The 19,532-nt window shown below is 68.6% G+C and carries 20 protein-coding genes; 12 read left to right on the top strand and 8 right to left on the bottom strand.

The genetic code is table 11. The features are described from left to right. Position 1: 1 nt before the first annotated feature. From AC1DFC_RS24155 to AC1DFC_RS24140, 4 genes are all read right to left on the bottom strand, one after another. Complete coding sequence (locus AC1DFC_RS24155) at positions 2 to 1,003, bottom strand: BMP family protein (RefSeq protein WP_478180129.1); 1,002 nt, start codon at positions 1,001 to 1,003, stop codon at positions 2 to 4. A 151-nt stretch (positions 1,004 to 1,154) separates the two neighbouring features. Beyond that, on the bottom strand, positions 1,155 to 1,784 hold the full coding sequence (gene upp, locus AC1DFC_RS24150; RefSeq protein WP_007837874.1) for a uracil phosphoribosyltransferase: 630 nt from the start codon (positions 1,782 to 1,784) through the stop codon (positions 1,155 to 1,157). Between the two features lie 35 nt (positions 1,785 to 1,819). Continuing rightward, complete coding sequence (locus tag AC1DFC_RS24145; protein ID WP_413331495.1) at positions 1,820 to 3,229, bottom strand: URC4/urg3 family protein; 1,410 nt, start codon at positions 3,227 to 3,229, stop codon at positions 1,820 to 1,822. Further along, a complete protein-coding gene (locus tag AC1DFC_RS24140) occupies positions 3,226 to 4,536 on the bottom strand; it encodes a GTP cyclohydrolase II (RefSeq protein ID WP_478180128.1) in 1,311 nt (436 codons plus the stop codon). Before AC1DFC_RS24140 ends, AC1DFC_RS24145 begins: the two co-directional genes overlap by 4 nt. A 112-nt stretch (positions 4,537 to 4,648) precedes the next feature. On the opposite strand from AC1DFC_RS24140, the gene AC1DFC_RS24135 reads away from it, so the two are divergent. Both AC1DFC_RS24135 and AC1DFC_RS24130 read left to right on the top strand, forming a co-directional pair. Then, positions 4,649 to 5,239 (top strand): sigma-70 family RNA polymerase sigma factor, encoded by a 591-nt coding sequence (locus tag AC1DFC_RS24135; RefSeq protein WP_007837861.1) that lies wholly within the window; start codon positions 4,649 to 4,651, stop codon positions 5,237 to 5,239. Further along, on the top strand, positions 5,236 to 5,877 hold the full coding sequence (locus tag AC1DFC_RS24130; RefSeq protein WP_007837859.1) for an NrsF family protein: 642 nt from the start codon (positions 5,236 to 5,238) through the stop codon (positions 5,875 to 5,877). Before AC1DFC_RS24135 ends, AC1DFC_RS24130 begins: the two co-directional genes overlap by 4 nt. 20 nt (positions 5,878 to 5,897) lie before the next feature. Here the strand turns inward: AC1DFC_RS24130 and AC1DFC_RS24125 are convergent, their stop codons facing one another. Continuing rightward, positions 5,898 to 7,412, bottom strand: a complete 1,515-nt coding sequence (locus tag AC1DFC_RS24125; protein ID WP_007837857.1) for a helicase HerA-like domain-containing protein — start codon at positions 7,410 to 7,412, stop codon at positions 5,898 to 5,900. A gap of 194 nt (positions 7,413 to 7,606) precedes the next feature. On the opposite strand from AC1DFC_RS24125, the gene AC1DFC_RS24120 reads away from it, so the two are divergent. From AC1DFC_RS24120 to fabG, 10 genes are all read left to right on the top strand, one after another. Next, positions 7,607 to 7,918, top strand: a complete 312-nt coding sequence (locus AC1DFC_RS24120; RefSeq protein ID WP_007837856.1) for a phosphopantetheine-binding protein — start codon at positions 7,607 to 7,609, stop codon at positions 7,916 to 7,918. Positions 7,919 to 7,988: 70 nt separating this feature from the next. Next, positions 7,989 to 8,567 (top strand): COG4648 family protein, encoded by a 579-nt coding sequence (locus AC1DFC_RS24115; RefSeq protein WP_235507914.1) that lies wholly within the window; start codon positions 7,989 to 7,991, stop codon positions 8,565 to 8,567. Positions 8,568 to 8,583: 16 nt separating this feature from the next. Continuing rightward, complete coding sequence (locus AC1DFC_RS24110) at positions 8,584 to 10,299, top strand: AMP-binding protein (RefSeq protein ID WP_007837854.1); 1,716 nt, start codon at positions 8,584 to 8,586, stop codon at positions 10,297 to 10,299. After that, entirely contained in the window at positions 10,299 to 11,321 is a 1,023-nt protein-coding gene (locus AC1DFC_RS24105; RefSeq protein ID WP_007837853.1) for a hypothetical protein, read from the top strand. Before AC1DFC_RS24110 ends, AC1DFC_RS24105 begins: the two co-directional genes overlap by 1 nt. Then, positions 11,293 to 11,919 (top strand): LolA-related protein, encoded by a 627-nt coding sequence (locus AC1DFC_RS24100; RefSeq protein WP_413331492.1) that lies wholly within the window; start codon positions 11,293 to 11,295, stop codon positions 11,917 to 11,919. The genes AC1DFC_RS24105 and AC1DFC_RS24100 overlap by 29 nt, the downstream gene beginning before the upstream one ends. Next, entirely contained in the window at positions 11,919 to 14,312 is a 2,394-nt protein-coding gene (locus tag AC1DFC_RS24095; RefSeq protein WP_478180133.1) for an MMPL family transporter, read from the top strand. Before AC1DFC_RS24100 ends, AC1DFC_RS24095 begins: the two co-directional genes overlap by 1 nt. Further along, entirely contained in the window at positions 14,312 to 15,151 is an 840-nt protein-coding gene (locus AC1DFC_RS24090; protein WP_478180127.1) for a polysaccharide deacetylase family protein, read from the top strand. The genes AC1DFC_RS24095 and AC1DFC_RS24090 overlap by 1 nt, the downstream gene beginning before the upstream one ends. Further along, positions 15,148 to 15,915 (top strand): class I SAM-dependent methyltransferase, encoded by a 768-nt coding sequence (locus AC1DFC_RS24085; protein ID WP_478180126.1) that lies wholly within the window; start codon positions 15,148 to 15,150, stop codon positions 15,913 to 15,915. Before AC1DFC_RS24090 ends, AC1DFC_RS24085 begins: the two co-directional genes overlap by 4 nt. Continuing rightward, positions 15,912 to 16,385: a hotdog family protein gene (locus AC1DFC_RS24080; protein ID WP_007837846.1), complete on the top strand. Its 474-nt coding sequence runs from the start codon at positions 15,912 to 15,914 to the stop codon at positions 16,383 to 16,385. The genes AC1DFC_RS24085 and AC1DFC_RS24080 overlap by 4 nt, the downstream gene beginning before the upstream one ends. Continuing rightward, complete coding sequence (gene fabG, locus AC1DFC_RS24075) at positions 16,382 to 17,113, top strand: 3-oxoacyl-ACP reductase FabG (RefSeq protein WP_130426171.1); 732 nt, start codon at positions 16,382 to 16,384, stop codon at positions 17,111 to 17,113. The genes AC1DFC_RS24080 and fabG overlap by 4 nt, the downstream gene beginning before the upstream one ends. A 22-nt stretch (positions 17,114 to 17,135) precedes the next feature. Here fabG and AC1DFC_RS24070 read toward each other — a convergent pair whose 3' ends face one another. The 3 genes from AC1DFC_RS24070 to AC1DFC_RS24060 all read right to left on the bottom strand — a co-directional run bounded on the left by AC1DFC_RS24070 (position 17,136) and on the right by AC1DFC_RS24060 (position 19,496). Next, positions 17,136 to 17,828 carry a P-loop NTPase family protein gene (locus AC1DFC_RS24070; protein WP_007837844.1) on the bottom strand — a complete coding sequence of 231 codons (693 nt, stop codon included), beginning with the start codon at positions 17,826 to 17,828 and terminating at the stop codon, positions 17,136 to 17,138. Positions 17,829 to 17,892: 64 nt separating this feature from the next. Beyond that, on the bottom strand, positions 17,893 to 19,185 hold the full coding sequence (locus tag AC1DFC_RS24065; protein ID WP_478180125.1) for a type II toxin-antitoxin system HipA family toxin: 1,293 nt from the start codon (positions 19,183 to 19,185) through the stop codon (positions 17,893 to 17,895). After that, positions 19,182 to 19,496, bottom strand: a complete 315-nt coding sequence (locus tag AC1DFC_RS24060) for a helix-turn-helix domain-containing protein (RefSeq protein ID WP_478180124.1) — start codon at positions 19,494 to 19,496, stop codon at positions 19,182 to 19,184. The genes AC1DFC_RS24065 and AC1DFC_RS24060 overlap by 4 nt, the downstream gene beginning before the upstream one ends. Positions 19,497 to 19,532: the final 36 nt, after the last annotated feature.

The following is a 19,532-nucleotide window of genomic DNA, read 5'->3' as shown; positions in this document are numbered from 1 at the left end:
CCTACTTTGCGGTGGACTTGGGCTGGCTGTCGTCCACCTTCACCGTGAACTTGCCCGACAGGATGTCGGCTTGCCTGGCCTTCACCTTGGCGACGATGTCTGCCGGCACCTTCTTCTCGAAGGTGCCCAGCGGCGCGAGCTCGGAGCCCTTGTGCTTCATCTGTGCGTACACGCCGTAGTCCTCGGCCACGAACTTGCCTTCCTTCACGAGCTTGATCGCGCGGTCGGCAGCGGGCTCGAAGTTCCACAGGGCGGAGGTCACCACCGTGTCGGGGTACTGGCCCTGCGTGTCGATCACGTTGCCGATGGCGAGCTTGCCCTTTTCCTTGGCCGCGTCCGAAACGCCGAAGCGCTCGGCGTACATCACGTCCGCGCCCTTGTCGATCATGGCGAAGGCTGCTTCCTTGGCCTTCGGCGGGTCGAACCAGCTGTTGATGAAGCTCACGCTGAACTCCACCTTCGGATTCGTTTCCCTGGCGCCAGCCATGAAGGCGTTCATCAGGCGGTTGACCTCGGGAATCGGAAAGCCGCCGACCATGCCGATGCGGTTGCTCTTCGTCATGCCGCCCGCGACCATGCCGCTCAGGTACGCCGGCTCCTGGATGTAGTTGTCGAACACGCTGAAGTTGGGTGCCTGCGGCTTGAGCGACGAGCCCATCAGGAAGGCCACCTTGGGAAAGTCCTTGGCCACCTTGCGCGCAGCCGCCTCCACGCCGAACACCTCGCCGAGGATCAGCTGGTTGCCGCCGGTGGCGTACTCGCGCATCACGCGTTCGTAGTCGGCGTTGCTGACGTTCTCGGTGGCCTTGTATTCGATCTCGCCGCGCGCCTCGGCCGCCTTCAGCGCCTTGTGGATGCGGCCCACCCATTGCTGCTCGAACGGCACGGTGTACACCGCCGCCACCTTGAGCTTGGCCTGTGCGAACGCCAGGCCGGGCGCGCCCGCCGCAAGCGCTGCGGCGATGGCGACGGAACGAATGATTAACTGACGGCGTGCTGTCACGGTGCTTCTCCTCGGTCTATGAAAAAAACGTGGCCTCGATGGCGCATCTGTTCGGGGTACACCGCGGAACCGGCTTTGCCGGGCCGCTGGTGTTGCCCCCGGTAGGGGGAAGGCGAAGCGACACGAAGTGCGCGCAGCCTGGGGGCGAGCCTTACTTCGTGCCGAAGATCCGGTCGCCCGCGTCGCCGAGGCCGGGCAGGATGTAGCCGTGGCTGTTCAGCTCGCGGTCGATCGCGGCCGTGTAGATCGGCACGTCCGGATGGGCCTTCTGCATGGTTGCGACACCTTCGGGGCAGGTCAGCAGGCAGACGAACTTGATCGACTTGGGGTTCAGCTCTTTCAGGCGCTCGACTGCGGCCACGGCCGAGTTGCCGGTGGCCAGCATCGGGTCGACCACGATCACGTCGCGGTTCTCCATCTCGCCCGGCATCTTGAAGTAGTACTCCACGGCCGTCAGTGTCTTGGGGTCGCGGTACAGGCCGATGTGGCCGACGCGCGCGCCCGGCACCACGGTCAGCATGCCGTCCAGGATGCCGGTGCCGGCACGCAGGATCGACACCAGCACCAGCTTCTTGCCGTCGATGACCTTGGCCTGCATGGTCTCGAGCGGGGTCTCGACCTCGATGTCCTGCATCGGCATGTCGCGCGTGACCTCGTAGGCCATGAGCATGCTGATTTCATTGAGGAGCCGGCGGAAGCTGTTGGTGGACGCGTCCTTGCGGCGCATCAGGGTGAGCTTGTGCTGGACGAGGGGGTGGTTGACGAGGTGGACGTTGCTCATTGGAATTTTTTCTATCGTTGCTGAAAACCGGGAGTCTAGAAGACAGTGCCGTCGCTCTCGATCAGCAGAGGCGGAGCACCGCCACGCAAGCGCTGTGCCAGAGCCCGGCCCGCCGCCCAGGTGCCGCCTTCCAGAACGCAGGCCAGCGGCAATTCTTCCTCGGTGCGGTCGAGCACCTTGCGCACGCGCGGTGCCACCTCGTCGAGCAGCGCCACCGTGAGAGCGCGCCATTCGACGATGAACTCGTCGCCCACCTTCCAGCGGCGCTCGAGGAAGGCGGGGTCCTTCGGCACGATCACGCCGCTGTCGATCAGCAGGCCGCCGTTGCGGTACTCGGGCAGGGCCGTGAGCGCGTCGAGGTGCCGCACCTTCACTCCGGCCCACTCGAAGGGCTCGAGCAGCGAGTACGTGAGCCACTGCGAAAGCTTGTGGAAGGGCATCCAGCCATTGGTGAGGCCGGGTCCGCGCACCGCGCTGTGCCGCCAGCAGTCGCCCAGCGCCAGCGCCGGGTCGCCCGAGCCGATGCCGCCTGCACTGTCGCTGCCGTCGGCGGCAATGCTGTCGACTGCGTTGGCCGCCGGCCAGATGCGCGAGAGCGTCTCCAGCAGCAGCGAAAGAATCTGGTGCGCGGTGATCTCGGCGGTGGGCGGCGTGGCGGCGCCGAAGGGCGCCACGAGGGCGTCGAACATGCCGGCGGGGCGGCCGTCCTCGCCGAAGGTCTCGGGCTGCTCGCTCATCGCTTCGCCAAGCCGGCGCAGCAGCACCGCGCGGCCCGCGAGGCCCACCAGCGGATTGACTTCGCTGACCTGGAACGCGTCGCCGAGCCGGTCGGTGACGAGGCCGCGCAGGCCGGCCGCATCGGCCTGGCAGGGATGGTCGGGGTTCGACGAGAAAAGTCCGCTGGTGAAGGCGTGGAAGCTCGCCACGCCCAGCCCTTCGGAACGCGTGAAGCGCGCGCCCGTGGCCGGCTCGGTGTAGCCCCAGTCGGGGCCTGCGCCGGCGTCGAGCAGCACGCTCACCAGCACGAGGTCGATGTGCGCGCGGGCGCGCTGCCGTGCATCGATGCGCGGACCGAGCAACTCGTCCAGCTGCTTCAGCCGGTCGGCGCCCCCCGCCTCGAAATGGCGCCAGCGGCTGTGGTATGGGATGGTGTCCCACGGATAACGCTCGCGCGTGACCTCCGCGACGGTGCGTGCGGCGTCTTCGAGCGTGTCGTCGCCGCCGATGCGGAACCACTGCGATTCGCCCCGGCGCGCGCGCGCCAGCAGGGCGCCCGCGCGCTGCCGGATGGCGGCTGTGGTGCGCAGCAGGCTGGCAGCGCCGGCAGGGTGCGCGGTGTCGGCCGTGAATTCGATGGACGGGTCGATCTCGCCCGCGCCGCCCGGCGGCAAGCTGCCCGATCCGTCGACCGGCATGTTGTCGAATTGGTCGTGACTGTTGCTCATTCGGCGAGTCCCCGGCCTTTGGCCTTCTTGAGTTCGTCGGCGTCCGGCACCGGGCCGGGCGTGAAATAGCCGGCGGCCATCTTCGCGTCCATCTCGACGCGGGCGTCCGCTGGAATCAGCTCGTCGGGAATGTTCACCCGCTCGCCGATCTCGATGCCCGAGCCGGTGATCGCGTCGAACTTCATGTTGCTCATCGACACGAGCCGATGGATCTTCTTGATGCCGAGCCAGTGGAAGACGTCGGGCATCAGCTCCTGGAAGCGCATGTCCTGCACCCCGGCCACGCACTCGGTGCGCGCGAAGTACTGGTCGGCCGTGTCGCCGCCGACCTGGCGCTTGCGCGCGTTGTAGACCAGGAACTTGGTGACCTCGCCGAGCGCGCGGCCTTCCTTGCGCGAGTAGGCGATCAGGCCGACACCGCCGCGCTGCGCACCCTGGATGCACTCCTCGATGGCGTGCGTGAGGTAGGGCCGGCAGGTGCAGATGTCGGAGCCGAACACGTCGGAGCCGTTGCACTCGTCATGGATGCGCGCGGTGAGCTCAACGTCGGGATTGGCCAGGTCGCGCGGATTGCCGAAGATGTAGAGCGTCTGCCCACCGATGGGCGGCAGGAACACTTCGAGGTCGGAGCGCGTGACCAGCTCGGGGTACATGCCGCCAGTCTCTTCGAACAGCGTGCGGCGCAGGTCGGTCTCGGAGCAGCCGAAGCGCCGCGCCACCTCGGGCAGGTACCACACGGGTTCGATGGCGGCCTTGGTGACCATCGCGGCGCCACCGGCGGTGAGGAACTTGCCATCGGCCTTGAGGCGGCCGCTCTGCAGCGCCTCGATCACCTCGGGCAGGATCACGTGGGCCTTCGTGATCGCGATGGTCGGGCGGATGTCGTAGCCCGCCGCGAGTTCTGCAGAAAACACATCGGCCACCAGTGCGCCCCACGGGTCGAGTGACACGATGCGGCCCGGATCGCTCCACTGCGGATACGGGCCGATCACGTCGGTCGGCGCGGTGTTGGTCAGGTCGGCTTTGTGCTCGCGCTTGAGCGCCCCTGCCGCCACCGCCAACGCGCGGTACACGCTGTATGAACCGCTGTGCGTGCCGATGACGTTGCGGTGCGCGCGCTTGGTGGTGGTGCCGACGACCGGCCCTCGTTCGGTGGCGGTGGCCGCGCCCCACTGGATGGGCAGGGCACCGAAGCCGCCCGCGTGCGAGGTAAGCCGGATGTGGCCGGTCGACGTCGAGGGATGGAGCGGGGGGAGGGGCGTGACGCCGCTAGGGACGGAAGGGATCGTTGTACTGTCTGCAGACATTGGAGGCCCTCAAAAAACACAATGTACCGATGGCGTGTGGCGCTTGCAAGCGGATGGCTTGGGCACAATCAGCCGGAATCTTTTTTCGACACGGCTGTAACCGGCCGGCCCGATGGCACGAAACACAATAAGCAGCAGGGTGAACCCGAGCGACGCGGAAGCGGCGCTGCGCAGCCTGTTCCTTCGCGGCCTCGACGGCGACGCGAAGGCCTACCGCGACTTCCTGCAGCGACTCAGCGCGCACCTGCGCGCCTTTCTGGGCAAGCGCCTCTTTGGCTGGCCCGATGAAGTGGAAGACCTCGTCCAGGAATGCCTGCTCGCCATGCACAACCAGCGCCACACCTACCAGAGCGACCAGCCGCTGACGGCCTGGGTGCATGCGATTGCGCGCTACAAGATGATCGACCTGCTGCGCGCCAAGTCGGTCCGCGAAGACCTGCATGACCCGCTGGACGACGACCTGGCTGTGTTCACCGAATCGGCCGAGGAGGCCAGCGATGCGAAGCGCGACCTCGGCGGCCTGCTCGAAACCCTGCCCGAGCGCCAGCGCCTGCCGATCGTGCACGTGAAGATCGAAGGCCTGTCGGTGGCGGAAACCGCGAGCCTGACCGGCATGTCGGAGTCGGCCGTGAAGGTCGGTATCCACCGCGGGCTCAAGGCGCTGGCGGCGCGGTGCGGCAGCAATTGGGGAAGTGCGGCATGAAGACCGACGATCTCGTCGCGATGCTGGCGAATGGTGAGGTGGCCGCGCCGCGCCGCCGCGCCGGCCGGCGCATCGGGCTGGCGGTGCTGCTGGGCCTGCCGCTCTCGTTCGCGATCCTGTTCGCCGGGTACGGCGTGCGGTACGACATCGTGCAGGCCATGTTCTGGCCGATGTTCTGGGTCAAGGTGCTGTTCCCGCTGTGCATCGCAGCGGCCGGCTTCGTGGCCGTGGAGCGGCTTGCGCGGCCGGGTGTGGCGCCGCGGCGCGCCTGGGTCGGCGCGGCGCTGCCGGTGCTCGGGGTGTGGGTGCTGGCGGTGGCCGCCTGGTTCACCCTGCCGATGGAAGCGCGCATGCCCTCTCTGATGGGGCAGTCATGGCGCATCTGCGCGCTGAGCATCGGGCTGATGGCGCTGCCGGTGCTCGCGGCCACGCTGGTGGCGCTCAAGGGGATGGCGCCCACGCGGCCGGCGCTGGCGGGGGCCGCGGCCGGGGCGCTGGCCGGAGGCGTTGGTGCCGCGATCTATGCGCTGCACTGCATGGAACTCACCGCGCCGTTTCTCGCAGTCTGGTACGTGAGCGGGATCGCGGTGCCGGTGCTGGCTGGCGCCGCGCTGGGGCCGCGCCTGCTGCGCTGGTAAGCGGCCCCGAGGGGGCCTCCTCAGCGCTTCTTGCTGCCGAAGATCCCGCCCAGCACACCGCGCAGGATCTCCTTGCCTACCGAGGTGCCCATCGTGCGCACCGCCGACTTGGCCATGGTCTGCACCAGCCCGTCGTGCTTCGCGCCGCGCGGTCCGGTGGTGCCGAAGAGCATGTCGTTGAGCATGCCGCCCATGCCGGAGCCGGACGATTCGGCCGCGGGCTTGCCACCCGCACCAACCGCGGGCGCGTCGGGGGCGCTCTCGGCGCGGCCCTTGAGCTTTTCGTAGGCCGATTCGCGGTCCACCGTCTTCTCGTAGACGCCCGCGACCAGCGAGCCCGTGACCAGCGCCTTGCGCTGGTCGGGCGTGATCGGGCCGAGCTGGCTGCCCGGCGGCAGCACGAATACGCGTTCGGTCACGCTCGGGCGGCCCTTTTCGTCGAGGAAGCTCACGAGCGCCTCGCCGACCGCGAGTTCGGTGATGGCGGTTTCGATGTCGAGGCCCGGCTTCTGGCGCATGGTGCTGGCGGCCGCCTTCACGGCCTTCTGGTCGCGCGGGGTGAATGCGCGCAGCGCGTGCTGCACGCGGTTGCCCAACTGGGCCAGCACCGTATCGGGAATGTCCAGCGGGTTCTGCGTGACGAAATACACGCCCACGCCCTTGGAGCGCACCAGGCGCACCACCAGCTCGATGCGTTCCACCAGCGCCTTGGGCGCCTCGTTGAACAGCAGGTGGGCCTCGTCGAAGAAGAAGGCCAGCTTGGGCTGCTCGGGATCGCCGATTTCGGGTAGCTGCTCGAACAGCTCCGACAGCATCCACAGCAGGAAGGTGGCGTACAGGCGCGGCGAGTTCATGAGCTTGTCGGCCGCGAGGACGTTGATGACCCCCTTGCCGCCCACGGTCTGCATGAAGTCGGCGATGTTGAGCATCGGCTCCCCGAAGAACTTGTCGCCGCCCTGGGTCTCGATCTGCAGCAGGCCGCGCTGGATGGCACCCACGCTGGCGGCGCTGATGTTGCCGTACTGGGTGGTGAACTGGCTCGCGTTCTCGCCCACGTACTGCAGCATGGCGCGCAGGTCTTTCAGGTCGAGCAGCAGCAGGCCGTTGTCGTCGGCGATCTTGAACACCAGGTTCAGCACGCCGGCCTGTGTTTCGTTCAGGTCGAGCATGCGGGCCAGCAGCAGCGGGCCCATGTCGGAGATGGTGGCGCGCACCGGATGGCCCTGTTCGCCGAACACATCCCACAGCGTGACGGGGCAGGCGGAGGGCTCGGGCAGATCGATGCCGCGTTCTTTCAGCGTGGCGGCCAGCTTGTCGCCGATAGTGCCCTTTTGGCTGACGCCCGTCAGGTCGCCCTTGACGTCGGCCATGAACACCGGCACGCCGATGCTGGACAGCTTCTCCGCGATGGTCTGCAGGGTGACGGTCTTGCCGGTGCCGGTGGCGCCGGTGATCAGGCCGTGGCGGTTGGCCAGGCTGGGGAGAAGATTGCACTCGATGGCTTCATGCCGTGCGATCAGAAGGGGGTCGGCCATGGGGCGCTCCGGGTCGTATCGAAGCGGGTAGTCTAGGGCCTGTGCACCCTGTGCAAGGGGGTCGCGAAGCTCGCCACAGCCAGCCCCTTTTCGAAGCAACGCGACCCCCTTGCACAGGGCGAACAGGCCCTAAGCGGCCCTCCTATAATCCACGACCCGCACGATAGTTCAGGCAAAAGTTTCAGGAGGTTTTTTTGTCATCGACTGCTCAGCCCCCCATTCCCGCCACTGGCGATGCCTCCGAACAGTCGCCGATCGAAAAAGAGCTGGCCGTGCTGCTCGTGAGCGCGCTGAATCTCGAAGTGGCCCCCGAGGACATCGTGCCGACCGAACCGCTCTATGGCGAAGGCCTGGGACTCGACTCCATCGACATCCTCGAAGTGGCGCTCGAAGTCTCGCGCCGCTATGGGTTCCAACTGCGTTCGGACGACGAACGCAACCAGCAGATTTTCCAGTCGCTGCGCACGCTCGCGACCCACGTCGCCCAGCATCGCGTGGCTTCCTGATCCCATGTCGCGATGGCGAATAGCACTCCTGTTGGTGGTGGGGGTTGCATATGCCGGCCTCTCTCACTGGATGACGCTGTTCCACGCCACGGAGCCATGGGCGGTGGTGGTGCTGCTCGGCCCGCTCTGGCTCGCTGCCATGGGCCTGGCCGCCAGCTGGTTCGGCCGCTGGGGCCTTGCCGCCGTGGCCGTGCTGGGCATTGGCGGTTTTTCGCTCGTCTTCCTTGGTGAGGCGGGCGATCCCAACCGGCTGTACGTGCTGCAGCACGTGGCCATCAACGCAGCCCTGTGCGGCTGGTTCGGCTCGACACTGCGCGGCCGCGGCCTGCCGCTGATCACCCAGTTCGCGCAGCGCGTGCATCCGCTCAAGGGCCACATGCTGGCCTACACCACGCAGCTCACGCGCATCTGGACCGGCTTCTTCGCACTGACGGTGCTGGCGTCGATCCTCATCTACCTGACACGGCCGTTCTCCGAGTGGTCGCTGTTCGCCAATGTGCTGTCGCCGGTGATGGTGACGCTGCTGTTCGTCGGCGAACACCTGCTGCGCTACCGGCTGCATCCCGAATTCGAACGCACGCGCCTCGTGGATGCGGTGCGCGCGTTCTACGGCACATCGTCGGTGGACACCAGCCCCGGCGGCCAATGACACAGGCGCTGCCAGCGTGACGACAGACCTTCGCTTCCTGCCACTGCTCGCGAACCGAGACCCCGACGCCCCCCTGGCCTGGCGCGCCGGTGTCCCCGTGAGCGCGCGGCAGTTCCTGGCCGACGTGGCCCGCTTCGCACCTGGGCTTCCGGGCGAGGGGCCGGCCGTCAATCTCTGTGCTGACCGATACGCCTTCGCCGTGAGCCTGGGCGCGGCGCTGGTGCGCGGCCATGCCAGCCTGCTGCCGCCCGACGCGCGGCCCGACACGCTCGCGCGCCTGCTCGAATCCGGCGGCCCGCATCTTTTTGCGCTCACCGATGACCCGAAGCTGCAGGCCCCGGGCATGCAGCGCGTGCTGTTCGAAAACCGCGCGAGTCCTGGCGACGGTGCCGATGCCGATGGCGCGGTGCCCGCGATCGACGCGGCCATGCACGCAGCCAGCCTGCTCACCTCGGGCTCGACCGGCGTGCCGCAACCGCACGCCAAGACCTGGCGCACGCTGGTGGGCGACGTGGCGGTGGCCGTCAAGCGCCTGTGCCGGGTGCTGGAGCGTCCCTCGCTCGAAGGCCTCACGCTGGTCGCTACCGTGCCAGTGCAGCACAGCTACGGGCTCGAATCGTCGGTGCTGCTCGCAATGCTCGGCGGCGCAGCATTCGAAAGCGGCCGGCCGTTCTTTCCGGCTGATGTCGCGAAAACTCTGGCCTCGGTGCCGCGGCCCCGCGCGCTGGTCACCACGCCGTTCCATCTCAAGACATTGCTGCTCTCGGGGATCGAGCTGCCGCCGGTCGACCTTATTTTGTCGGCCACCGCGCCGCTGTCGCCGCAGCTTGCGCAGCAGGCCGAGCAGGCCATGGGTGGCGTGCTGCTCGAAATCTACGGCAGCACCGAGTCGGGCCAGGTTGCCACGCGCCGCACCACCGACAGTGAAATCTGGGAGACCTTCGGCGAGATTCGCGTGCACGCCGAGCCCGCGGCCGACGGCGGCCCCGAGCGCTTCATCTTCAGCGGCGACTTCATGCCCGAGCCCACGCCGATGGCCGACGTGCTCGAACTGCTGGACGAACGCCGCTTCCGCCTGTTCGGCCGCGCCAATGACCTGATCCACGTGGCGGGCCGGCGCAGCTCGCTGGCGCACCTGAACTTTCATCTCAACAGCATCCCCGGCGTGGACGACGGCGCCTTCTGGCTGCCCGATGAGGTGGCCGACGGGGTCGTGCGGCCGGTGGCCTTCGTGGTCGCGCCCGAGCTCTCGGCGGGCGACATCATCGCGGCCCTGCGGCAGCGGCTCGAACCCGTGTTCGTGCCGCGCAGGGTGGTGCAGGTCAAGGCGTTCCCACGCGAAGGCACGGGCAAGCTCACAGTGCGTGCGCTGCGCGAATTCGCGCTGGCGCAACTCGCCGAAGATGACACACCAGTGCAGATGGCGCACATGGTGCCGGCGGATCACCCCGTATTCGCCGGCCATTTTCCCGGCCAGCCCCTGCTGCCTGGCGCGCTGGTGCTGGCCGAGGTCATGGAGTCGATCCGGCGCGTGCCGGCCCTGGTGGCGCGGCTGGGCGCACATCCCACGCTCGCCGCGGCGAAGTTCCTGTCGCCGGTGCGACCGGGCGCCGCGCTATCGATCGAATTGCACCCGGAGGCCGGACCCGGCCGCGGCGTACGTTTCGACGTTCGCTGCGACGGCGTGGTGGCCGTCACCGGCCGCTGGACGGCCGTGCAAGAGTCCGCGTGATGAAACACGCCGACGTTGAAGCGCGCGCCTTGAAAGAGGCTGCCCGGGCAGGGGAGGCGGCCCCGAATGGCGAGCGCGGTGAAAGTGGGGGCTGGGCGCATGCGCCAGAGCGCAGCAACATGCTTGCGCTGCGTTTCATCGTCGGGATGGCGCTGGTGTGCGGGCGCCACGTCACGCGCCTGCTGCTGCCGCCCATCGCGCTCTACTTCCTGCTGTTCGCACCGGCGCAGCGCCGGCACATCAAGCGCTATCTGTTCAGGGCCATCGGCCCGCAGGCGGGTTGGGTCGACGGTTTCCGCCTGCTGTACGCCTTCGCTTCGACAGTGCTCGACCGCGTCTACTTCCTGCGCGGGCGCATGGACCTGTTCAAGGTCAGCATCGAGGGCAACGTGTCGATCGAGTCGGAGATCGCACAAGGGCGGGGCGCCTTCCTGCTCGGCGCCCACGTCGGCAGCTTCGAGGCGCTGGGCGCCTGCAAGCAGCAGACGCACCAGCGCAACCTGCGCCTGGCGATGCTGATGTACCCGGACAACGCGCAGCGCATCACGGCCATCCTCAACGCCATTGCGGTGCCTGAACTGCGGCCGCACGTCATCGCGCTGGGCCGGCCGCATTCGATGCTCGAACTGCGCGACTGGCTCGACGGCGGCGGCCTGGGCGGCATGCTGGCCGACCGTACGCTGCCGGGCAGCGAAGACCAGCCCGCGCACCAGCGCGGCAACAACATCGTGCTGCCATTCCTCGGGCAGCCGGCGGTTTTCAACGACGGACCCTTCCGGCTGGCGGCTCTGCTGCGCCGCAAGGTGTTCTTCATGGCCGGGCTCTACGGCGGTGGTGCCCGCTACGATGTCCGGTTCGATCCGCTGGCCGACTTCGGCGAGGCGGTCTGCAGCCCCGCGGAGCGCGAAATGCGCATCCGCGCGGCCGTCGAAGCCTATGTGGCACGCCTGGAAGCGCTGTGCCGCGCGTATCCCTACAACTGGTTCAATTTCCATGATTTCTGGCTCGAAGATGCGGCTTGACTGGCTTTGCAGGGCATGCGTGCTCGCGCTGGCCTTCTGCGCCGTGCCGGCCTGGGCGGCGTTCGACCTGCCCGAGCTGATGACGCTGCTGGCCAAGCAGAAGAGCGGGGAGGCCCGCTTCACCGAACAACGCTTCGTGCACGGCCTCGAAGGCCCGCTCGACGCCAGCGGCACGCTGAGCTTCGACGCACCCGACAAGCTGGTGCGCCGCACGCTGTCGCCGCGCATCGAGACCATGGCTGTCGAGGGCAACACGCTGACGCTTTCGCGCGGCGGCCGCACCCGCACGCTGGCGCTGGACAGCATGCCCGAGCTGCTCGGCCTGGTCGAGGCCATGCGCGGCACCCTCACCGGCGACGGCGCCACGCTGCAGCGCTATTTCCGCAGCACCGTGTCGGGCTCGGCTGCCAAGTGGACGCTCGACCTCGTCCCGATGGACAGCCGATTGGCCGCGCAGGTGCGCAGCATGCGCATCAGCGGCCGCGCGAGCGACGTGCAGGGGCTCGAGATGGAGTTCGTCGGCGGTGACCGCTCGGTCATGAACATCACACCGGGCAACGCGGCTCCATCCAGCGCGCCCGGACGCACCACGCCGTGATGCCGCAACAGCAGGCAGGCGGTCCGCCGGGCTGGCGGCGCAGAGCGGTCGTGCTGCTGGCGTGGCTGCTGGTGCTGCTGTGCGGTGCCGCCGTCATTGCGCGCACGCAGATCGGCGCGGATCTCTCCGCCTTCCTTCCCAAGAGCCCGGACGTGCGCCAGCGCGTGCTGATCGAGCAGCTGCAAAGCGGCGTCGCCTCGCGCACGCTGATGCTGGGCATCGAGGGCGGCAGCACCGAGCAGCGTGCCGCCGTGTCGCGTGCTGTCGCCAAAGACATGCGCGAGAGCAAGCTGTTCGATCTGGTCCAGAACGGCGACGTCGGCGACTGGAGCGAGGCGGGAGCCTGGGTGCTGCAGCACCGCTACCAGCTGTCGCCAGGCGTAGTGCCCGGGCAGTTCACCGCCGAGGGTCTGCGCGACGCCATCAACGAAACCCTGTCGATGCTTGGCACGCCGGCCGGCAACGTGATCAAGCCGTTTCTCGACCGCGACCCGACCGGCGAGACACAGCGCATTGCGATGGAGCTGGTGCCCGCCAGCGCGCCGCGCAGCGAAGACGGCGTGTGGATGTCGCGCGCCGCGCCGCGCGCGCTGATGATCGCCACCACGCGCGCCGCCGGCAGCGACCTCGACGCGCAGGCCGTGGCCATCGCACGCGTGCACGCCGCCTACGAGGCCGCGACGCGCGGCATGGGCGCAACGGCACCCAAGCTGCTGCTGAGCGGGCCGCCGGTGTTCTCGGTGATGAGCCGCGACAAGATCAAGACCGAAGCGATCCATCTCGCGGTGGTGGGCGGCATCGTCATGGGGGGGCTGCTGTTGCTGGCGTTCGCCTCGCCGCGTGCGCTGGTCATCGCCTTCCTGCCCGTGGCCACGGGCGTGGTGATCGGCACGGCGAGCGTGAGCCTCGTGTTCGGTTCGGTGCACGGCCTCACGCTGGGCTTCGGCAGCACGCTGATCGGCGAGACGGTCGACTACGCCATCTACTACCTCATTCAGGCGCGGGGCGCGGCCGTGGCCGGCACCGGCTGGCAGCGCTGGCGCGACCTGAACTGGCCGACCGTGCGGCTCGGCCTGCTGACCTCGGTGTGCGGCTTTGCGGCGCTGGTGTTCTCGGGCTTTCCGGGACTGGCGCAGCTGGGCGTCTTCTCCATCGCCGGCCTCGTCGCGGCCGCGCTGGCCACGCGCTACGTGCTGCCGGTGCTGGCGCCCGATGGCGCCACCGGCATGGGCATGCGCAGGTACATGGCGCAAATGGCCGGCGCGCTGGTGCGCGGCCTGCCGCGCCTGCGCTGGCCGCTGGCGGCGCTGGGCGTGGCCGCGCTGGCGCTGGTGCTGTGGCAGGGCGGTCACCTGTGGCGCGCCGACCTGGGCGCGATGAGTCCGGTGCCCAAGGCGGCCCAGCAGCTCGACGAGATGCTGCGCAACGACATCGGCGCGAGCGATGGCGGCGTGCTGGTGGTTGCCTACGGCGACGACGAACAGGCCGCCCTGCGCAACACCGAGGCGGCCGCGGCGCGGCTCGATGCGCTGGTGGAGCAGGGCGAACTCGTCGGCTACGAAACCGTGACGCGCGTGCTGCCGAGCGTGGCGGTGCAGACGGCGCGCATCGCGAGCCTGCCGAACGCCGAAACGCTGCGCGCCAATCTGGCCGAGGCGACCAAGGGGATGCCGCTGCCGGCTTCGCGCCTGGGGCCGTTCCTGGCCGACATCGAGGCGGCACGCAAGCTGCCGCCGGTGGAGCGCGCCGAACTGGCCGGTGGGCCGCTCGGTTCGATCCTGAACACGCTCATGTATCAGCGTCCGGGCGGCGGATGGGGCACGCTGGTCGTGCTGCACCCCGGGGCCAAGTTCGACCAGGGCCGCCTCGAAGCAGCCTTGGCCGGCCTGCCCGAAGTGCAGGTGGTCGACGTCGGCCGCGAACTCGCGGGCCTGTACCAGCGCTACCTGCACGAGGCCTTCGTGCAGGTGCTGCTCGGCGCGCTGGCGGTGGTGGTGCTGCTCGGCATCTACCTGCGTTCGTGGCGCCGGCTGCTTGCCGTGTGCCAGCCGCTGCTGTTCGCGGTGGTGCTCACGCTCGGCGGCATGGCCTTGCTGCAGGCGGCGCTCGGCATCCTGCATCTGGTGGGGCTGCTGCTGATCGTGGCGGTGGGGTCGAACTACGCGCTGTTCTTCGACCAGCTGCGCACGACCGGGCGGGCCGACGAAGACACGCTGGCGTCGCTGATGCTGGCCAACCTGACGACGGTGGTGTCGTTCGGTCTGATCGCGATTTCGGACATCCCGGCGTTGTCGTCCATCGGTCGCGTGGTTGCGCCGGGCGCGCTGCTGGCGCTGCTGCTGTCGGCGGCGTTTGCGCGGAGTGTGGCGCCCGCGAAAGCGGCGCGCCCCTGATGGGAAAATCGGCCCCCATGTCTTCCGTTCCTGCGTCCAAAGAATCCTGGCCCTGGCCGCCGGCCATTCGCGCCAGCGCGGCATGGCACGTCGCGGCCATCGGCGCGGGCGTGCTGGTGCCGGGCGCGTTGCCGTGGGCCATCGGCGCGATCGTGCTGAACCATGCGTTGATCACCGGCGCCGGCCTCACGCCGCGCAGCAGCCTGCTCGGCCCCAACGTCACGCGGCTGCCCGAAGCAGCTGCCGCGCGCCGCGAAGTGGCGATCACCATCGACGACGGGCCGGAGCCCGAGGTGACACCGCAAGTGCTTGATCTGCTCGATGTGCACGGCCAGCGCGCCACGTTCTTCTGCATCGCCGAGCGGGTGCTGGCGCATCCCGAACTGGCGCGCGAGATCGTCGCGCGCGGCCACAGCATCCAGAACCACACGGCGCAGCACCGGCACAACTTCTCTTTTCTCGGGCCGCGCGGCTTTGCAGCCGAAATTGCGCGGGCGCAGGACATCCTCGCCGACACCGTCGGCCAGTGCCCGACCTGTTTCCGCGCGCCGGCCGGCCTGCGCAACCCCTTCCTCGAACCCGTGCTGCACCGCCTCGGACTCTCGCTCGTGAGCTGGACGCGGCGCGGCTTCGACACGCGCGAAGGCGACGCCGCCAAGGTGATGGCGCGCCTGAGCCACAACCTGCAGGCGCGCGACATCCTGTTGCTGCACGACGGCAATGCCGCGCGCACCGCCAAAGGACAACCCGTTTTGCTGGAGGTATTGCCCTTGTTGCTCGAACGTCTGCGCGCCGATGGATTGCGCGCTGTTACCTTGCCCGAAGGGCTGAAAGCATGAGCGCGGTGATGCCCTCGTCGTCGACCGACAACGCCTGGCGCGAGCTGCACGAGGCCGCGACCGTTCCCTACCAGAAGGGCGGCAGTTTCGCCTGGCACTTCGCGCGCGGCAAGCTGGGTCGCGATCCGGTGTTTCGCGGCTTGCTCGAACATCGGCTGGTCGGCGCGCAGCACAGCCGCGTGGTCGACATCGGCTGCGGCCAGGGCCTGTTCGCAAGCCTGCTGGCGTCGATGAGCACGATGCAGAAGCAGGGCCGCTGGCCGTCGTCATGGCACGCCACCACGCACGGCGCAGACTACACCGGCATCGAGCTGATGCCGAAGGACGTGGCGCGCGCCGAGGCCTCCATCGGCCATCTGCAGCCCGCGCCGAAGCTGGTCTGCGCCGACATGTGCTCGGCCGCCTTGCCGGACTGCGACCTTGTCGTGATCCTCGACGTGCTGCACTACGTGAACCTGGAAGCGCAGGAAGGCGTACTGCAGCGCGTGCGCGACGCGCTGCGCCGTGGCGCCAACCCGCAGGCGCGGCTGCTGCTGCGCGTGGGCGACGCGTCGAGCCGCCGCGGCTTCGCGATCAGCCAGTGGGTCGATCGCACGGTCACGCGCATCCGCGGCCACAAGGTCTCGCCGACCTGGGGCCGGCCGCTGGCCGACTGGACGGCGCTGCTGCGGCGCCTGGGCTTTCGCGTGCAAAGCATCCCGATGAGCGCGGGCACGCCCTTCGCCAACGTGCTGCTGGTGGCCGACCTGGAAGGGGCCGCATGACGGTGCCGCAGACGCTCGACCGTGCCGGCATTGCGCAGCGCATTCCGCACAGCGGCAGCATGTGCCTGCTGGAGCGGCTGGAGAGCTGGGACGCCGAGGCCATTCGCTGCAGCACCACCACGCACGCACAGGCCGACAACCCGCTGCGCACCGAGAGCGGATTGCTCGCGCCCAATGCCATCGAATACGCGGCGCAGGCCATGGCGCTGCATGGCGGCCTGCTGGCTGCCGAGGGCAGCACGCCGTCGGCGGGTTTCCTGGCGAGCGCGCGCAACGTGAAGCTGGCGGTGGCGCGCCTCGACGACGTGCCCGGCGCGTTGCAGGTGGGGGCCCGGCGCCTGTCGGGCGACGACCGCCAGATCCTCTACGAATTCACGGTGAAGGCGGACGATGGCCGCATGCTGGCCGAAGGCCGCGCCGTGGTGGTCCTGAACACACCGCTTGCTGCAGAAAGCATGACATCGCCATGAGTCTCGAAGGAAAGCGCGCGCTGATCACCGGCGCCAGCGGCGCACTCGGCGCCGCCATGGCCGAACGCCTTGCGCGGGACGGCGCCACGGTCCTGCTGCACGCCAATTCGCGACCCGAGGCGGTCGAGCAACTGGCCGCATCGATCACGGCGGCGGGCGGCAAGGCGGAGTGCCACGTGTTCGACCTGTGCAGCGACGAAGCCTCGGCGGCGGCGTGCGCGCGCATCCTGGAAGGCGGGCCGGTCCAGATCCTCGTCAACAACGCGGGCGTGCACGACGACGCCGTGCTGCCGGGCATGCGTGCCGAGCAGTGGCACAAGGTGATCGACGTATCGCTTAACGGTTTCTTCCGCGTCACGCAGCCGCTGCTTCTGCCCATGATGCGCACGCGGTGGGGGCGCATCCTGAATATCTCTTCCGTGGCCGCGATTGCGGGCAACCGGGGGCAGGTCAACTACGCCGCGGCCAAGGGCGCGCTGAACAGCGCGACCAAGGCGCTGTCGCTCGAAGTGGCATCGCGCGGCGTGACGGTGAACGCGATTGCACCCGGAATCATTGCATCGCCGATGGCGGATGCGGTGTTCGATCCCGCGGTCATCAACCAGATGGTGCCGGTGAAGCGCGCTGGGACGCCCCAGGAAGTGGCTGCGCTGGCCGCCTTCCTGGCGAGTGACGAGGCGGCCTACATCACGGGCCAGGTGATCTCGATCAACGGCGGGATGATCTGAAGATCTGCCGCCGGGATTTCTTTTACAGCGGCAAGGTGTCGAACGCCGCGTAGGCCGTAGCCAGCCAAGACTTCACGCGCTGCCGTTCCAGCAACCCCAGCGCATGCGGGCCTTCGCGGTCGTTCACGGCCTTCCAGAAGCTCGTGTTCTGCGCATCGATCTTGCGCATGCTCGCGTCGTGCAGGCGGGGCAGGGTGATCACGCGTGCGCCGTTCGCCGTCGCCTTCGAGAGCGATTGCGAGGCGAGCAGCATCCCGAAGTCGCTGCCGCGGCCGTAGTTCTGCACCACGATGTAGTTGGGCCGGTTGCCGAAGGTGTCGATGAGTGCGCCGAGCAGGTCGGTCGAGTCCTTGCCGTCGTCCAGCACGTGCCAGAAGTTGACGGTGACACCGATGTCGGCGAACACGTCGAACAGGTCCGACTCCTTGATCCAGCGCGACAGCGGTGCCAGCGTTTGCGCGGCAAGGTCGACGATCACGCTCTGCTGCGGGTTGGTCTCGAAGCCGTTGACGACCGTGTCGAGCCCTTCGAAGCTGTCGACCACCACCTGCGAGGCGAAGCCTTCGTAGAAGCGGGTGAACGAGCTGTGCGAGCGGTCGGTGTCGAAGCCCGTGAAAGGGCGGCTGTGGTCGATGAAATACTGCGCCAGCACGCGCGCCGTGACAGATTTGCCGACACCGCCTTTTTCGCCGCCGATGAAATTGATGGAGCTCATGAGTTGCTGCTGCCTCGAATGGGTTGAGGGGTGGAGGGCGGATTCATTCTAGGGGCCAGTTTTTCTACCGGCCGCGTTTTGCCATGGCTTGCAGCAAGGGATGTGCCTGCAAGCGCTGCTGCAGCCGCTTCTTCCACGGCGCCGGCAGCGCCGAGGCGTCGATCATTGCAGGCCATTTGTCGCGGGCCAGCCGCGCGGTGTCGGCGACGACACGGCGCACCAGCGGCTCGTGCAGTCCCGTCGAGAAGCAGAAGGCGCGTACGTTGGCGGGCGTGAACAGGGCGGTGCGCCGGGCCGGGACCGCCGGCTCAGGCAACAGCGGCAGCGCGTGGCCGTCGACACCCTGCAGTGCGGCGTACGCGACGATGTCGTAGGCCGGCGCGAATCGCGGTGCAACGCCGTCTGGGTACAGCACGCCGAAGTTCTTGAGATGCGCGTCGGGGTTGCCGAGCAGGTCGTTCACTGCAAGGCGCCGCAGGAGCTCGAGCACCGCTTCGTCGCCCAGCGACGGAAACGCGCGCATCGCGAGCGCCATGTCGAGGTAGCTGCCGCTGTACTTGCGCATCGGGTCGATCGCCAGCACCTGCGCGAAGTCTTCGAAATGGATGCGGCCTGCGCCGTCGCGGTCGAAGCGCGTGACCGCCAGGAATTCGGGCTCGTCGGGCAGCGCATAGCTGTGCTCCGCGGCAATGGCCGAGAGCGGGGCGAGTTCCGCATGGCAAACCTCGACGCCCGCCGCGCCGGCCATCTGCAGCGACAGCATCTCGAGCTGCGGCATGTGCGGCCGGCCGGCGACCGGCAGCTTGGCGATCACCCGGGTGCTTGCGCCGGCCCGCGTGCGGGCCACGTACCGCCCGCCCTGGCGGCGCAGGCCCAGCTTGGGCTGTACGCCCGAGACCGATATGCCTTGCGGCATCGGCAGTTCGACCACCGACATCTCCAGCGCATCCTGGTCCTGCGTGATGAGGCGCTGCAGCGTGCCGCGGTCCACCGACACGGGCCGGGCACTCACTGCGCCGGGCAGGTCGCCGCCGCAGGCAGCGAGCAGTTCGAAATGATCGTTCTCGCGACAGCCGCGCAACTGCGCGATATGGCTGCGCAGCACGCCTTCGGGCAGCAGGTTCTGGAAAAAGCCCGGCAGCTGGCCCCCCTGGGCGTTGAACAGCGGGTTCTTGACGTCGCTCCAGAGTGCCGACTGGGCCGCGGGGTCGCTCGCCACCATCGAGAGCGACAGCACCTCGGCTGGCGGATTGGCGACCAGCTCGGGCTCCGCGACGAAGCGGCACAGGTCGGCGTACTGGAACAGCTTGCCGAAGCGGTGTGTGCCGAGCGAAATCTCGAGGATCTTGACGTTCATGGCGGCGAACGGCGCTTGTTGTGGGGCGCGCCGGGCGCCTGCGCCACTGCATGGCCTACGCGCGTGGCCACGGGGCGATAGCCGGGATCGGTGGCCGTGGTTTCGCCAAAGCCCTTGGGCGCAAGCTGCAGTTCGAGACCCAGCGCGTCTACCAGCGCCAGCAGGGACGACAGCTGCGGGTTGCCCTGCAGGCTCAGGGCGTTGCGCACGGAGCGCTCGGTGAGTCCCGAGCGCAGAGCGATTTCAGCATTCGAGATGCCGGCGGCATCGCGGCGAGCGGTCAGGGCGATGATGAGTTCCTGTTTATTCACGGAAATATATTACCGCAAATGAGGTTTTGGGAAACA

The sequence above is a fragment of the Variovorax sp. 10L421 genome (assembly GCF_056395365.1).
This window is presented reverse-complemented; position numbering and strand designations above follow the sequence as displayed.